Here is a 16,115-nt window from a genome sequence, read left to right as displayed (position 1 = left end):
GGGAGTAGAGGGAGTAGGGGGGTGGGGGAGAAATTTATTTCTTCTTTCTTCTTCTTTTTCCTCCTGACTCCTGACTCCTGACTCCTGACTCCTGACTCCTAGATTCGTCAAAACTTTCTTTCAAATTCAATTACAGCCCGACTATCATCAGTTAAATTGGTAGAAGAACGGACACGGAATTGATTATTTATGCGGTAATTAACCCCCCATTGCAAAGGATCATTTGCGGTGAGGATTTTAATAGTAGAAAGAGAGAATTTTGAAGAAATATCAATTCCTGCTTCCAAAGCTAATTCTAAAGATGAGTTATTTCTCCCTGCTTCTGGTCTTTCAGACAGAATAGTGGGAAATATTCGCAATTCACTTAAACCAAAAGCATCACCAATTTCATTAAATGCACCTTGGAAATTACTGAACACAGCCGAACCGGCAATATTAATTAAACCCAGGGTACTATCACCACGTCCTTGATTGTCAACAAATCCACCTCCTAGTAAGGTGACAATTTGTGTTTCTGAACGGGAAGGATTACTTTTTAATTGCAAATTATCATTAATTTGACTACCTAAACCGTTAATACTAGCTTCTACTCGCACCGTTTCCAACCCCGCTAAACCTAGAGAACCTTGTCTGCTAAGATCACTATTCTGAGTTATGTCTAGAACCTTCGCAAATAGACGAATATTCAAATCAGGGTCACGGGGTTGACGCGGACTAAAAGTAGCAGTTTGTGGATAACCTTTTGCTAGATTTAGTTGGGTAGTGAACAAATTTACTGCACCTTTAGTTAACTTAATAGTTCCCTCTGGTATAGGTTCAGCTAAAGAACCATTCACAGTTAGATCTCCAGAAGCTTGGAACTTGAACACTGGTGGTTTAGAAATTTGGATATTGTTGCCTAATTTTAATTTTAAATCATTTAACTTAGTAATTCTACTTTCTGTATCTAGTTGATTGAGGTTATTAATTTTCGCAGATGATGAATTTTCATCTTGAGATTCTGCTAACAATACTTGACCATTGAATAATTCTATATTACCACCAATTATTGGTTGAAGAAGAGAACCAGTAATGGTTAAATCACCATTAGCACCCCCTTGATATAACTCCTTAAGATTTAAAGATAATTGTCTTAAATTAACAATCAGGGGAATATCTTTTTGGACATCTTGGTTATCAACAATGGGCAATTCTCCCACCGCTTCCACTGTACCGTTACTAAATGTACCTTTCAGACTTTCTACAATTAACTTGGTTAAATTAAACGTTGCCTTACCATTCACATTAGTTAACTTTCCTGGTAAAGCTTGGGCGCTAAAGGTAGCATTATCAAGAACAGCAGTTCCTTCTACAGCAGGTTGTTGTCGAGTTCCCCGAACTTTTAAGTCTAATTTTCCTTGTCCATTTTCAAAAGCTATTTCATTAGTAAAGAGATTTAAAAGTGTCAAACCTTCATTTTTGATGTTGACATTTAAAGTAACTTTGTCACTGGTTGATTTTTCAGATGCAAAGGGTAAAGTATAGGGAATACTACCATCAATATTTGCTGGTTCAGCCCCCACTCCTAGTACCTGACTACCAAAGTTTAAACGTCCATTAGAATAACTGAAACTAGCGTTTGCTGATTCCACTGGTTTTTTATCAATTGTTCCTTCTGTAATGTTTAATTCTCCTGTAGCTTGAGGATTGGCAATACTACCTGCTATGGCTGCATTAAGTTTTAGCTTACCGGTAATTCCCAGGGGCAGTTTCACTAAATTATTAAATCGCTGAATGGGAAAGTTTTCAACTGTTAATTTACCTGATTGGGTTTTCCCACTAACGTAACCTGTAAAGGCAATTAACTTGTCTTCTGATTGAATTCGTAAAGGTTGTAACCGCAAAGTTCCTTCTGTAAAACCACCTTCAGCTATGATTTTTTCTGCACGATAAAAGCGACTTGGTTCTGCTGGGTTCCCCCAGGTAAAATTTTGTCCTTGGAGGTTAAATTTTATTATTGGTTCGTCCGTTGTGGCAGTGTTAATGAAAACGTCACCATTCAAAATCCCCTTTAAGTCTCTTAATTCTGGGATAGGTTGAGTCTCTAATCGTTTTTGTTTTTGGGTATTTAGTAGAGCATTAATTTCTGATAATCGTTGTATTTGGTCAAACAGAGACTCTGATGGTAAACCTTGAGATTGGGTGGTTAAATCCGCAGATTTGCCATAGATAGGTGGGTTTAAACCCCGCTGGAAGTCTTGAATATCAAAGATTTGTGCTGCGGTGAGAATGTCTTGAATATTGCCTTTGTCAATTTTGATATTTGCTTGCAGTTGTGGTTTTTTTGTCCAGGGTTTGATATTGGCAGCCAAGGTATATCTACTTTCACCTTTGCGAAGTTCGCTATCACTGAGGATGAATGTGTTGTTATTATAGCGTAGTTGGGTTGTAAAGCGATCGCCTTTAATCCGCCCCAATTCCGGTTTGTCAATGGCTATATTGCCCACTGTAGCTAATGTCTGCGAATTAATTTGCAAATTCCCTGTTAATAATCCTCTCACTCCTCCTGGACTTAAAGGGGTATTCGCTGGTAAAGCTATATTTAAAGCTTTTAAAGGAAAATTATTCACATTTACATCCCAATCAAATCCTGTTGCTGCACCTGATAACAATGCTTGTTGCCACTGAACTAAAAAGGATTTCGGACGATTATTACCGTCTAAATTAACTGCGATACGTTCCTTTGCACCAGCAACATCTAAACTCAACCCCTGTCCTGATACAGCATTTAAATTACCAGTCAATAATGGCTCAAAAGCAAATTCCTGAACTTTTAAATTGCGTAATCCTAACTTAGCTGTAATATTTGGAGCAGTGGGTTTTCCTGTCACCTGTCCGCTAAAATCGAATCTACCAGCAATATCAGCAAGATCAGGTAGTTTCACTGGCAAGCTTGCCAAACTATAATTCCTGGCTTGGATATTTAAATTAACATCAGTAATTTCTGGGATACCCGATTTCTTAGCATTAGCTAATAAATAACCTTTTATAGCGAGCGCTGTCCCACTATTAGCTTGAAAATTGTCACTATTATAACCATCAATAGTTAGCTTTTCTCCATTCCAACCAATATTAGCTTGAACAGGTGCATCAACACCCCCTAAGCCCTGACTCAACCGCACCTGACCAACAGCAGCCACATCTGCTAATGTGGGAGCAGCTAGAGTTCCCGATACTTGCAACTTTCCTCCCAATTGTCTTTTTAACTGCTGATTAAAAGGCTTTAATTGCAAACCTGAAGTAGCTAACAAGGCTTGATAATTACCATTATTCAGTTGAATCTCCGAAGCTTTAATTATACCACTAGGTAATTTTAAATAGCCTTTCCCTTCTCCTTGAATAGTTTCTGGTTGGAATGATTCCACAGAACCCGCTACTTGCAATTGACCAGTTATATTTCCTTGTAATTGTGATGGTGCAGATGTTAATTTTATCAAAGGTATATTATCAGCTTGAATTTTTGCCTGATAGCTACCTTCTGCTACTTGAATATTCGCAGCTTTAATTGTCCTTCCACCAATAGATAGAATGGCTTCACCAATTCCAGAAAAGGTTTTTAGGCTGAAATTGTCCCTATTACTGGTAATCATAAAATTACCTGATAGGGGATTATTTAAAATTGGGTTAGCTTGTTTGATAATTGTTGCTAACCGTAAATCTTTTCCTTGCAATAAAGCGGTAAAATCTTGGTTATTTAATTGGATTTGGGAAATATTAACTGTGCCGCCGGCAATGTTAACATTGGCATTTTCAGGAATAATGGTTTCTATTTGAAATGGCGAAGAATTTCCTGATAAACGCAAACTACCATTAAATTCTGCCCCAGCCAGAGAAATATTTTCCTGCTGTTTTTGATCTACAAAAGATGTTAATTTGATTTTGCTTGATTGAGTTAAAGCTTGCCAACGCTTGCTATCATAACTATAAGTACCACTACCAGTAACTATACCGCCACCAACCTGAGCAACTATATCACTAAAGGAAACTGTGCGATCGCTATAAATAATACTTGTCCCCGTTGCTGGGTATTTGGCTTGAGGTGCTTGCCATTTAACTACAGTTTGGACATTATCAGCCACACCCTTCAATTCTGCGGTAGCTGTCATCAGCCCAATAGGGAATCCTGTTTTGATATCATATACTTGAGCGATCGCATCCCCAGGAATATTTTCCCCTTGTAATTGCAAATTCAATTCCGATACTTTACCAAGTTTAATTATCCCCCCACCCTTAACCTCACCTCCATAACTGGTTTTACCTTGAATATCCGTAATTTTTAGGAGAGATTGACTACTAATAAGCTCAAATTTACTACTAACTTCCCCAAAATCAACTTTATCAATTTGGGCAGTTTTTAAAGTTCTCACATTACCAGATAGCACTGGTTTAGCAATTGCTCCCATTAGTTGCAAATCAGCTTGAGCTATGCCACTCACAGGAAATGGTAACTTTACCTTCAGCGTTGTTTGGGCATTAGCCAAACTTACCGCATTTACACGCCCTTTTAAATTAAACCCTGCTTGCTGATCAATAGTACCCGATGCTGTTAATGGAATCTTGCCGTAATTTGTAACTATATTATCTAATTTAATTAACAGTCCATCAAAACTGAGATTCCCCTGACTATTATTCAGCAATTCAGGTAGCTTGGGAATTTGCACCGTCACCCCTTCTACAGCCGCATTACCATAGAGTAAGGTTTTCTGCTTTGGTATCACCTTAATTCGCAAATCACCATTAACCTTACCAGCTTGTAAAGTCAGTGGTAAAGTTACAATCCGGGTAATATCTGCGGCTAGAAAATTTTCAGCTTTGATGCGAAAATCTCCAGCTAAAGTCTTCTGAGGAATTAAATCGCCAACAATGGTAATATCACCCCCACTGACAGCCTTACCAGCCAAGTCTAATTTAATTAAGCGATTTTTTAAGAAAAGTTTGGCCGTGCCATTAATCCCAGAAAATCCCACAGGGACAGGTAAAGAAATTTTTGCACCTTCACGAACTTTCGGTACTAATACCAAATTGGCATCCCGAAACCGCAATTTATCTAAATCGGTTTTAATCAGTCCTGCCTTAGTCGGTGGAGCAATAGTAGTCGTTAACCAGCGTCCTTGCCTATCCTGTTCAACATAAACATCTGGATTAATTAAAGTTACATCTAATCGAAGATTGCGGTTAATAACTAACTTCCAAATATCAAATCCTACATCTACTGCCTTGACATTTACCCGATCTGAATCTGTCTGTGTAGCGGGAATCTCCGAAGCTGCAAACTGCACACCTGTCAGAGAAAAGGATTTAACTGCTCCTAATTTTACCGGACGATTGAGAGTATTAGTAAGACTCGTAGTTGCTAATGGGACTAAATCGTGATCAACAAAACTCTTTAATCGCCAAAGACCACCAATAATCCCTAATAATAACAAAGCACCTATACTTAAGCCAGTACAACTAAGTATCTTCCACCATAGGCGGTTAGTTCCAGAATTAACGGGGTGAGAATTTTGACTAGGAGAGTTAGACATAGGTTTGCACACTTTGATTACCAGATATCTGGCAAAACACTAATTACTGAAATCGGACAAGCCTAAAGGTTATCCACAGCACTAGAAATATAAATGAATATTGACATAATTTTACGTTTAACTCTTAGAGTATAACGGGATAAGTCCGAAAATAAAAACTTGGGTTTTGGTAAAATTGGTAAATTATGTCTTTTGGTCTATGACTATTTTCCTAGAACCTCACAAAAATTATTGGATATTTCTAGGAATATACAGCGTGTAACTTTAAGATGAATTAGAGAAGTGATCAAAGGATAGACAATGCGTGTTTTTGTACTAATGTTCAATGCTGGCACTGATAATGAGGGGATTCACAGCATTCGGATTAGCAATGCTCAAGGAATAGAAGGGAATAAAATCCTCCTGTTTGAGTCGGAAGATGATGCCACTCGCTTTGCTTTAATGTTAGAAGCACAGGACTTTGCTGTACCGACAGTGGAAATGATGAATGCTGATGATGTTAAGGAATTTTGCGAAAGCACTGGCTATATCTGGGAAATTGTGGCGGAAAATAGTGAATTAGTATTGCCACCAGAAACTAATGTTGAACAAACTGATTGGCAAGCTGAACCAGAAATAGCGGATACTGATGAGGACTTTTTATCTTTTGGTCCACCTGCGCCAGAAATTGCTAATTCTGATTTAGACAGTATTCGGCGTAAGCTAGAAGGTTTATTATAATTAGTCATTGGTCATTAGTCATTAGTCATTAGTCATGATGGGTAAATAAAAACTAACAACTGACAACTGACAACTGACAACTAACAACTAACAACTAACAACTAACAACTGACACAAAATATATAAAATGACAAATTTTCAGGAACGCGGGCATTTACTCACCGAACAAATTAATCCCAATAGTCTCAATTTAGACCAACTTAACTCCTTGGAATTAGTGGAGTTATTTAATAGCGAAGACCAAAAAGCAGTAGCAGCAGTAGCCGCAGCAAAGGTTCAGTTGGCAGCAGCTATTGACTGCACAGCAGAAAGACTACAGCAAGGTGGACGTTTATTTTATGTAGGTGCAGGGACAAGTGGAAGATTAGGAGTATTGGATGCTGCTGAGTGTCCACCTACTTTCTGTACTTCCCCGGAATTGGTACAGGGGATTATTGCTGGTGGTGCGGGAGCATTAGTCCGCAGTTCTGAGGATTTGGAAGATCGGGCTGAAGATGGTGAAAGTGCGATCGCTCAACGACAAATTACCCAATTGGATGTAGTCGTCGGCATCACTGCTGGGGGAACAACTCCTTTTGTTCACGGCGCTATCAATGCAGCACGTCAACGGGGAGCTAAAACTATTTTTATCGCCTGTGTTCCCGCCGAACAAGTCAACATTGAAGCTGATATTGATATTCGGTTGTTAACAGGGCCAGAAGTTTTAGCTGGTTCTACTCGCTTGAAAGCAGGAACAGTAACAAAATTAGTCTTGAATACTCTCTCGACAGGGGTAATGGTGAAACTAGGTAAGGTCTATGGGAATCGCATGGTTGATGTTGCTGTCACTAATCAAAAATTAAGCGATCGCGCTTTACGCATCTTACAAGACCTCACAGGTTTAAGTCGAGAAGCCGCCGATCTTTTACTAGAAAATAGCGGTAAATGGGTTAAATTAGCATTATTAATCCACTGGACTGGGTTAGATCAAGAAGCAGGTAAAAAACTACTAGCAGCCCATCACGGTAATCTTCGACTAGCAGTAAACAGCTACAAGCAGAATACTTAACAGCAGGAATCAGGAGGTAGGGGCGCAGGGCCTGCGCCCCGTCAGAAGTCAGAAGTAAAACTGGATTGCTGTCTGGCTTTGAATTTAGATCCATACCTCATTCATCTACAATCTGCTGTAACTACTAAAGTTACCAAAATGGCAAAACAGAATTAAAAATGGGTAATTGATAATTACCTATTTTTTCTTGTACCCTAAAAATAAGCGTTCTTACTGATCTAGTATCATAGACAAAATGAGTATAATATTATAGAATTATTGAGTAAATAAAACAGATGGTTAATTGCATACCGCTAAATCAATCTGCGACTTTTTAATATTTACTACTAGTCTAAATATCGAGTAATATTACATAACAACAAAAGCTAAATTACATTTCTGTGTAATCCTCCAATACCCTCGCTAAACGTCTGAAACCCTATTGATATCGTAACGATTTTATTGGGTTGCATATCTATATTTAGAAAGTTGGCACAGGTATTAATCCTCCAAATTAAATTGTCAAATGCTTGTTGAAGAAGCCAAGCATGGATTTTTATAAATAATTAGGGGTTGCTTAATAAAGCTAAAACTTAGATATATCGAGAGTTTGAAGGTGAAAAAGGTGAATCAAGTGCAAGGAATAAGGGTTGAAATTAGCAAAAACCTATCACTTTACCAGATTCAAGACTATTCTTCTCTTCTTCTAATTCTTCCTCCTGACTCCTGACTCCTGACTCCTGACCCTTCGACAAGCTCAGGGCATCGCTCCTGACTCCTGACTCCTGACTCCTAGCCCTCACGAAAAGACTTTTTCAGCAACCCCTACTTAATCAATAAATTTTCAGGAAAAGCATAATGACCAAACCAGAAGTAACAGAAACGCAAAACCTATTCAACGAATTTAAAAAGTGTACTCAGCTTCAATATAACGGACAACTAAATATCAAGAGTTCTAAAGGACGACAATGGACTTTCTATTATCGTTTGGGCAGAATAGTATGGGCTACAGGTAGTGATCATCCCTTCAGACGTTGGCGCAGAAACATGGCTCAACATTGTCCTGATATTGATATCACTAAAATCCGCTGTCGTCATGAAGATATAGCCATTGACTATTGGGATTATAATCTCATAGATATTCTATACAAAAGACAAAAAATCCAGAGAGAAAAAATTAATGCCATTGTGGAAAACACCATAGCTGAATTATTCTTTGATCTAGCTCAGGAACTAGGTTTTGCCACTGTTAGTTGTAATTACAGCCAGCAAATTATATTAGAAATGCCTATGAGCTTCACAAATGCAGATATGTCCATTAAACAAATGCAAGATGCGTGGTCCATTTGGTCACAAGCTGGATTAGCAAATATTTCTCCTAATTTAGCACCAGTTTTGCGCCGACCAGAAAAACTACAGCAAATGGTAAATCCATCTGTATATAAAAATTTTGTGAGTTTAATTAATGGTCAATTTACATTACGGGAGTTAGGCATCAAAATGAAACAAGATGTCATGCCCGTAGCACGTTCCCTACTTCCCTATATCCTTAAAGGCATTATTGAGTTAGTCTCAGTACCTGATTTACCCTTAACAGTCGAATCTAATAGTTCCACTAGTAGAAACCCCAAAAATCAAGCTCCCCCATTAATAGTCTGTGTAGATGACAGTCCCCAGGTATGTAGCATCTTAGAAGAAATTATGACCCGTCACGGACTGAGATTCATTCAAATCCAAGACGCTATCCAAGCTTTACCTATTATCATTCAACAAAAGCCAGATTTAATTTTTTTAGATTTGATTATGCCCATAGCCAGTGGCTATGAAATTTGTACACAATTACGCAGAATTTCCGCTTTTGCGGAGACACCAGTAATTATATTAACTGGCAATGATGGTTTAGTAGATAGGGTTCGGGCTAAAGTTGTCGGCTCTACAGACTTTATTTCTAAACCAATAGTAGCAGATCGAGTCATGAATGTAGTTCGTAAATATTTACGCCTTCCCAATTTATCAAATAATAATCATAATACTAATTTAGAAGCTATTGATGAGAACAATTGATCATCTGAGTTATTGACAAGAATGGGCGATATCTGGCAAATTGCAGATTCATGAGGCACAGGATCTAAATTCACAGCCAGACAGCAAGCCAGTTTTACTCGGTGACTCCTGCTGTAAGTAGGGCTTGCTGAAAAAGTTGGAGTCAACCTACTTACATGATGGTTAGTGGTTACTGACTCTAGTATTGAGATATCTCTAAAAAAATTCATAATTTTTACGGAGATAGTCAGAATAAAATAGTGTTAAGATTAACAATGTTGACTCTTGATTATTTTGTTGCTTACAACCAGCATTAAATCTTTTCAAGAACAATTTATCACACCTAGAATTTATAATCAGGTATGCTAATTGGTGTTAAATACGTAATTGCAATGGAGGGGCGTGTATACATTTTATCAAGTGAGATAAGATAAAACATCAAAAAGTGTTTATTTGATGTGTCTGATTGGATATTTGCTGTTTTTGTTAACCTTCTTAAAAAAATTCAATAGGTGATTGTGATGAGTACCATTTTAGTGGTGGAAGATGGCTTAACTGATATGGAAGTTATCAGTAAATACTTACAGCAGGCTGGTTATTTTGTTGTTTGCGCTACGAGTAGTGCAGAAGCACAATCTAAAATAGGTAGCAATAAACCAGATGTAATAGTTTTGGATGTAATTTTGCCTGATAAAAGCGGCTATGAAATTTGTCGGGAGTTAAAAGATAATGCCGAAACTAGTAATATTCCTGTAGTTTTTTGCTCTACTAAAAGCAGTGATGTAGATAAAATGTGGGGGAATATGTTAGGTGCTGATGCTTATTTAGCTAAACCAGTAGACAAGGAAGAATTAATGCTGACTTTAAAAAGATTGATTAAATGATAGATTGTGGGTTAGTCACCGAATTTTTGGATTTTAGATTGAAAATTTTAAGAAATCTGTAACCTTTCGGAAAATTAATCTACATTTTTAGGGGATAAAAAGAATTATTGAGGGTAGGGGGAAACTAATTTTGGAAACCAAACAGAAATTTTTAAGCTTTTCGTTAGGAGTCAGAGATACAGCAGTAATTCCCCTAGAACAAATTACAGAAGTTGTCCAAATACCACTGACAGAAATATGTGGTGTTCCCCAAATGCCTAATTGTGTTGTCGGGATTTATAATTGGCGGGGGGAAATGTTGTGGTTGGTTGACTTGGAAGAAATGTTAGGTTATCCACCACTTTTACAAGGGTCAAATTTTCTGTCCAAAATGATGGCATTAGTAGTAGAACACGAAGGCAAGTATTTGGGAATGTTAATCCGTCAACTTATAGATATTGATTGGTTGGACACCCAGCAAATGAAAAAACCATCTGGGGATGCCTTTTATCCAGAAATGACACCTTTTTTGCAGGGATATTTCATTAATAATTCTGAACAAATGATTTTTAATTTGGATGCTTCAGCAATGCTGCAATCTTCCATCTGGACAACACATAATTGAAGAAAGGAGTCAGGAGTCAGGAGCGATGCCCTGAGCTTGTCGAAGGGTCAGGAGTCAGGAGTCAGGAGTCAGGAGAAAGAAGAAGAAGGAATAAAACTACCAATCCTCAGTCCCCAGTCCCCAGTCCCCAATCCCTAGTTCACTATTACTATAATTATTGAGGTTCATAACATGACGACTTTATATCAAAACCCAAATGAAGATGCTGGAAATATTTTTAGTACAGCACAGAATGAAGAAAAGAAAAAAGACAATGGGAATGGATCTAATTATGATTCATCTAGTAAAAGTTTAATTGCCCAGGAATTTAAAATCTGGAGACAGCGGTTTCAAGATGTAACTACTAAAATGCGCCAAGTTGGGGATTTGGAGAAGTTATTATCTGTAACCGTAGCAGAAATTAAAGCTAAATTAGTATGCGATCGCGTCCTTATCTACCAATTTACCACAGATGATATCGGAACTGTTTTAGCTGAATCAAGAAGCACTGGTTGGACACCTGCTATTAATGAAACACTAGCAGCTATTGTGTTTGGTGTTTATACCAGTGCAGATTATTTAGAACCTGTAATTATTGACGATATTAGTCAAATTCAAGTTACTCCCTACCAAAAGCAGCTACTTGAGAAATTTCAAGTTAGAGCTAGTTTAAGCTTACCTATTTTTGTTGATAGTAAAGTATGGGGTTTATTGGTAGTTCATAGCTGTGGCACGCCTCGACAATGGCAGGAAACAGAAACTACGCTTTTATCACAAATTGCCACAGAAATTACTTACAGAGTTCAGGGATTTAAATTACAAAAAGAACTAAAACAATCGTCCCTAGCCAAGCAGTCAGCAGCGAAAGTAATTACCAAGATTTTACAACAACCAGATGTCGAAAAAATCTTTCAAACGACTACCCAAGAAGTTCGCCAATTATTGAAATGCGATCGCGTCGGGGTGTATCGTTTTAATGAAGATTGGAGTGGTCAATTTATCTCCGAATCAGTGGGTAATAATTGGGTGAAAGTTGTTACTCCTGGCTATCAAATGGTTTGGGAAGACACCCACCTGCAAGACACCAAAGGTGGTAGATATGCCAAAGGGGAAAGTTTTGTTGTTAATGACACCTATAAAATCGGTTTGGCTCAATGTCACATTGATATTTTAGAACAGTTTGAAGCCAAAGCTTATATTATTTCTCCCGTCTTTTCTGGTGAAAAATTGTGGGGTTTACTCGCAGCTTATCAAAATACGGGAGCGCGGGAATGGCAAGATTGGGAAGTTAGCTTTTTAAATCAGATTGGTTCACAATTTGGTGTGGCTGTTTCCCAAGGTGAATATCTGGGACAAGTACAAAAGCAAAATGAACAAATAACTCAGATTAGTAAACAGGAAAAGGCTTTAACTAAGATTATTAACCGTGTTCGCCAGTCATCGAATATTGATGACATCTTTAAAATTGCTACCCAGGAAATGCGTCAAGCTTTGCGGTGTGACAGAGTTGCGGTTTATCAATTCCTCCCAGACTTTAGCGGTAAGTTTGTAGCGGAATCAGTTAGTAGTGGTTGGAACAAATTAGTCAATACAGACCACAAAGATATCATCGAAGATACTTATCTTCAAGAAACCAACGGAGCGCGGTTTGCTAAAGGGGAAACTATCGCGGTAAATGATATTCACAAAGCCAACATTACCCCTTGCTACTTAGAATTATTAGAGCAGTTTGAAGCCAAAGCTTATATCAATGTACCGATTTTCTTTGATGATCAATTGTGGGGTTTATTGGCAGCTTATCAAAACTCTGCACCTCGTGAATGGCAATCTTCAGAAGTTAGCTTTTTATCTCAGGTAAGTTTGCAATTTAGCCAAGCTAAAACCCAAATAGATTATGTACAAACATTAGCACGAGCGGCTGAACAGGAAAAAGCGATTAATAGGATTGTCAATCGCATTCGTCAATCCTTAGATGTAGAGACAATATTCCAAACAACTACTCAAGAAATTCGTCAAGCTTTGCAATGCGATCGCGTGGCTATATATCAATTTACACCTGATTGGGGTGGTAAATTTGTCCATGAGTCAGTAGGTGTTGGTTGGACACAATTAGTCGGACCAAATATCAAAACGGTTTTGGATGACACCTACTTACAAGATACCAAAGGTGGTAGATATGCTAAAGGTGAAACATTTGTTGTTAACGACACCTATAAAATAGGTTTGGCTGATTGCCATATTAAGATATTGGAACAATTTGAAGCCAAATCTTATATAATTGTGCCAATTTTCTTCGGTGATAAATTATGGGGTTTATTAGGGGCTTATCAAAATACCGGACCCCGTGAGTGGAAATCTTCAGAAGTTAACTTTTTGAATCAAATTGGTTTGCAATTTAGTTTAGCTAAATCACAAGTTGATTTTGTCGAAAAAGTCCAAGAACAATCAGTAGAACTAGCTAAATTAGTTGAACAAGAAAAAACAGTTAATAAGATTGTTAATCGGATTCGACAAGCAGCCAATGTAGAAGAAATATTCAAAAATACCACCCAAGAAGTCCGTCAGGCTCTAAAATGCGATCGCGTCGGAGTCTATCAATTCCATCCAGATTGGAGTGGGACATTTATCGCTGAATCAGTGGGTAGTGGGTGGACAAAAATAGTTACACCTGAGTTCCAAATGGTCTGGCCAGATACTCACCTCCAAGAAACCCAAGGTGGTAGATATGCTAAAGGTGAAAGCTTTGTAGTTAATGACATCTATCAAGTTGGCCATGCTCAATGTCATATCGAGATTTTAGAGCAGATTGAAGTTAAAGCCTACATGATAGTCCCCATTTTCTTTGAAGATAAATTATGGGGTTTATTGGCAGCTTATCAAAACACCGGGATTAGAGAATGGCAAGAATCAGAAGTCAACTTTTTGACCCAAATAGGCTTACAATTTAGTCTTGCTAAATCTCAAATTGACTATATCCAAAAAATTCAAAAACAAACAGCAGAATTAGCAAAAGTAGCCGAACAGGAAAAAGCCGTAAATAAAATAGTTGGCCGGATTCGTCAAGCTGTTGGTGTAGAAGATATTTTCAAAACCACCACTCAAGAAGTCCGTCAGGCTCTAAAATGCGATCGCGTCGGAGTTTATCAATTTCACCCGGATTGGAGTGGGACGTTTATCGCTGAATCAGTGGGTAGTGGGTGGACAAAAATAGTTACACCTGAGTTCCAAATGGTCTGGCCAGATACTCACCTCCAAGAAACCCAAGGTGGTAGATATGCTAAAGGTGAAAGCTTTGTAGTTAATGACATCTATCAAGTTGGCCATGCTCAATGTCATATCGAGATTTTAGAGCAGATTGAAGTTAAAGCCTACATGATAGTCCCCATTTTCTTTGAAGAAAAACTCTGGGGTTTATTGGCTGCTTATCAAAATTCTGCATCACGGGAATGGCAACCTTCAGAAATCAACTTTTTAACGCAAATCGGCTTACAATTTAGCCTGGCCAAATCCCAAGTTGATTATTTAGATAGATTACGTGATCAATCTGCAAAAATCGCTCAGATAGTTGAACAGGAAAAAACCTTCTCCAAAATAGTTAACCAAATTCGTCAATCCTTAACATCAGGAATAGACGAAATTTTCAAATCTACCACCCAGGATATCCGCCAACTATTCAAATGCGATCGCGCCGCCATCTATAAATTCACATCTGATTGGGGTGGTAACTTCGTTGCTGAATCAGTAGCCACAGGTTGGGTAAAATTAGTTACACCTGAACTAAAAACCGCCTTTGATGACCCCTGTTTACAAGCCATGAACGGTGGTGATTATAAAAAAGGCAGCAAATTAATAGTCAGCGACATTTATCAAGCCAGCTTTGATACTTGTTACATTGAACTCCTCGAAGGGTTTGACGCCAAAGCTTATGCGATCGTCCCCATCCTATTTGGTGAAAAACTCTGGGGACTATTGGCAGTTTATCAAAACTCTAGTACCCGCCATTGGGAAGAGTCAGAAACCAACCTCTTAGCGCGGATTGGTGATCAATTAGGACTAGCTTTACAACAAACAGAATTCTTGCAACAACTCCAAACCCAATCAGCCAAACTATCAGAAGCAGCAACCAGAGAAAAAGCGGCTAAAGAACTACTCCAACAGCGTTCTATTCAACTGCTGATGGCTGTTAAACCTGCTCTCAAAGGAGATTTAACAGTTCGCGCTCCTATCACAGAGGATGAAATAGGAACAATTGCTGATGCTTATAACGGGACTCTCAAAGCCCTACAGCAAATCGTTATTCAGGTACAATCATCTTCTCAACAAGTAGCCGAAACCTCGACTAATAGCAGTACATCCCTGGTAGGATTGACTCATTTAGCCGAAAAACAATCTGACGAAATCACCCAAGCCTTGAGCGATTTGCAACAGATGGTAAATTCCACCCAAGCGGTAGTTAATAACGCCCAATTGGTGCAAATAGCCGTCCAACAAGCCAATAAAACTGTAGACTCTGGCGATACCGCTATGAATGAAACAGTTAATGCTATTCAAGCCATCAGAGAAACCGTAGCTCAAACCAGCAAAAAGATTAAACGTTTGAGTGAGTCATCTCAGAAAATCTCCAAAGTGGTAAATTTGATTAGTAGTTTTGCGACTCAAACCAACGTTCTCGCGCTGAATGCGGCGATTGAAGCCACGAGAGCCGGTGAATATGGTAAAGGCTTTGCAGTGGTAGCTGATGAAGTCCGTTCATTATCTCGTCAGTCAGCAGCAGCAACTATCGAAATTGAAAAATTAGTGCAGGAGATTCAAGCAGAAACTGGAGAAGTTGCAGTAGCAATGGAAACAGGGATTCAGCAAGTTGTCGAAGGAACAAACTTAGTTAATGATACTCGCCAAAATCTTAATGATATTGTGTCTGCAACTGCGGAAATTAGTCAATTAATCGAACGCATTACCGAAGCTACTCAAATCCAAATGCAGCAATCTGGTACAGTGACTAAATCCATGAATGATGTAGCAGAAATCGCTAACAAAACCTTTGGAGAATCTCAAGAAATTGCCAATGTCTTCCAAAGCTTAACTGGAATGGCACAAGATTTATTAGCAACTGCTAGTAAGTTTAAGGTTAAGTAAGGGATTGGGGATTGGGGATTGGGGATTGGTGAAAACCATTCTTCTTCCTTCTTTCTTCTTCCTCCCCCCCCTCCCCCAAACACCCCCCCCCCCCCCCCCCCCCCCAACCCCCCCCCCCCCCCCCCCCCCACCCCCCCCCCCCCCCCACCCCCCCCCCC

General features: G+C 38.6%; 8 protein-coding genes. 6 read left to right on the top strand and 2 right to left on the bottom strand.

Translation table 11 applies throughout. From position 1 onward, the window contains the following. Positions 1-107: 107 nt before the first annotated feature. Positions 108-5,564: a translocation/assembly module TamB domain-containing protein gene (locus FJR05_RS00540; RefSeq protein WP_168642311.1), complete on the bottom strand. Its 5,457-nt coding sequence runs from the start codon at positions 5,562-5,564 to the stop codon at positions 108-110. A 300-nt stretch (positions 5,565-5,864) separates the two neighbouring features. Between FJR05_RS00540 and FJR05_RS00535 the strand changes: the two genes are divergently transcribed. Further along, positions 5,865-6,284 carry a DUF3110 domain-containing protein gene (locus tag FJR05_RS00535; RefSeq protein WP_168642310.1) on the top strand — a complete coding sequence of 140 codons (420 nt, stop codon included), beginning with the start codon at positions 5,865-5,867 and terminating at the stop codon, positions 6,282-6,284. A 127-nt stretch (positions 6,285-6,411) separates the two neighbouring features. Continuing rightward, the gene (gene murQ / locus FJR05_RS00530) at positions 6,412-7,332 is read left to right on the top strand and encodes an N-acetylmuramic acid 6-phosphate etherase (protein ID WP_168642309.1); all 921 of its coding nucleotides are present in this window, start codon (positions 6,412-6,414) and stop codon (positions 7,330-7,332) included. 635 nt (positions 7,333-7,967) lie between these two features. Here the strand turns inward: murQ and FJR05_RS00525 are convergent. After that, positions 7,968-8,114: a hypothetical protein gene (locus FJR05_RS00525; protein WP_168642308.1), complete on the bottom strand. Its 147-nt coding sequence runs from the start codon at positions 8,112-8,114 to the stop codon at positions 7,968-7,970. 55 nt (positions 8,115-8,169) lie between these two features. Between FJR05_RS00525 and FJR05_RS00520 the strand changes: the two genes are divergently transcribed. The 4 genes from FJR05_RS00520 to FJR05_RS00505 all read left to right on the top strand — a co-directional run bounded on the left by FJR05_RS00520 (position 8,170) and on the right by FJR05_RS00505 (position 15,957). After that, positions 8,170-9,375 (top strand): response regulator, encoded by a 1,206-nt coding sequence (locus FJR05_RS00520; protein WP_168642307.1) that lies wholly within the window; start codon positions 8,170-8,172, stop codon positions 9,373-9,375. Between the two features lie 500 nt (positions 9,376-9,875). Beyond that, positions 9,876-10,238, top strand: a complete 363-nt coding sequence (locus tag FJR05_RS00515; RefSeq protein WP_168642306.1) for a response regulator transcription factor — start codon at positions 9,876-9,878, stop codon at positions 10,236-10,238. A gap of 130 nt (positions 10,239-10,368) precedes the next feature. Continuing rightward, positions 10,369-10,842 carry a chemotaxis protein CheW gene (locus FJR05_RS00510; RefSeq protein WP_168642305.1) on the top strand — a complete coding sequence of 158 codons (474 nt, stop codon included), beginning with the start codon at positions 10,369-10,371 and terminating at the stop codon, positions 10,840-10,842. Positions 10,843-11,013: 171 nt separating this feature from the next. Next, the gene (locus FJR05_RS00505; RefSeq protein WP_254446603.1) at positions 11,014-15,957 is read left to right on the top strand and encodes a GAF domain-containing protein; all 4,944 of its coding nucleotides are present in this window, start codon (positions 11,014-11,016) and stop codon (positions 15,955-15,957) included. The last annotated feature ends 158 nt before the right edge of the window (positions 15,958-16,115 follow it).

The organism is Dolichospermum sp. UHCC 0259 (genome assembly GCF_009711935.1).
In the GTDB taxonomy this organism is placed as follows: Bacteria; Cyanobacteriota; Cyanobacteriia; order Cyanobacteriales; family Nostocaceae; genus Dolichospermum.
Note: the sequence above shows the minus strand (reverse complement) of the source record. Positions and strands in the feature narration are given on the sequence as shown.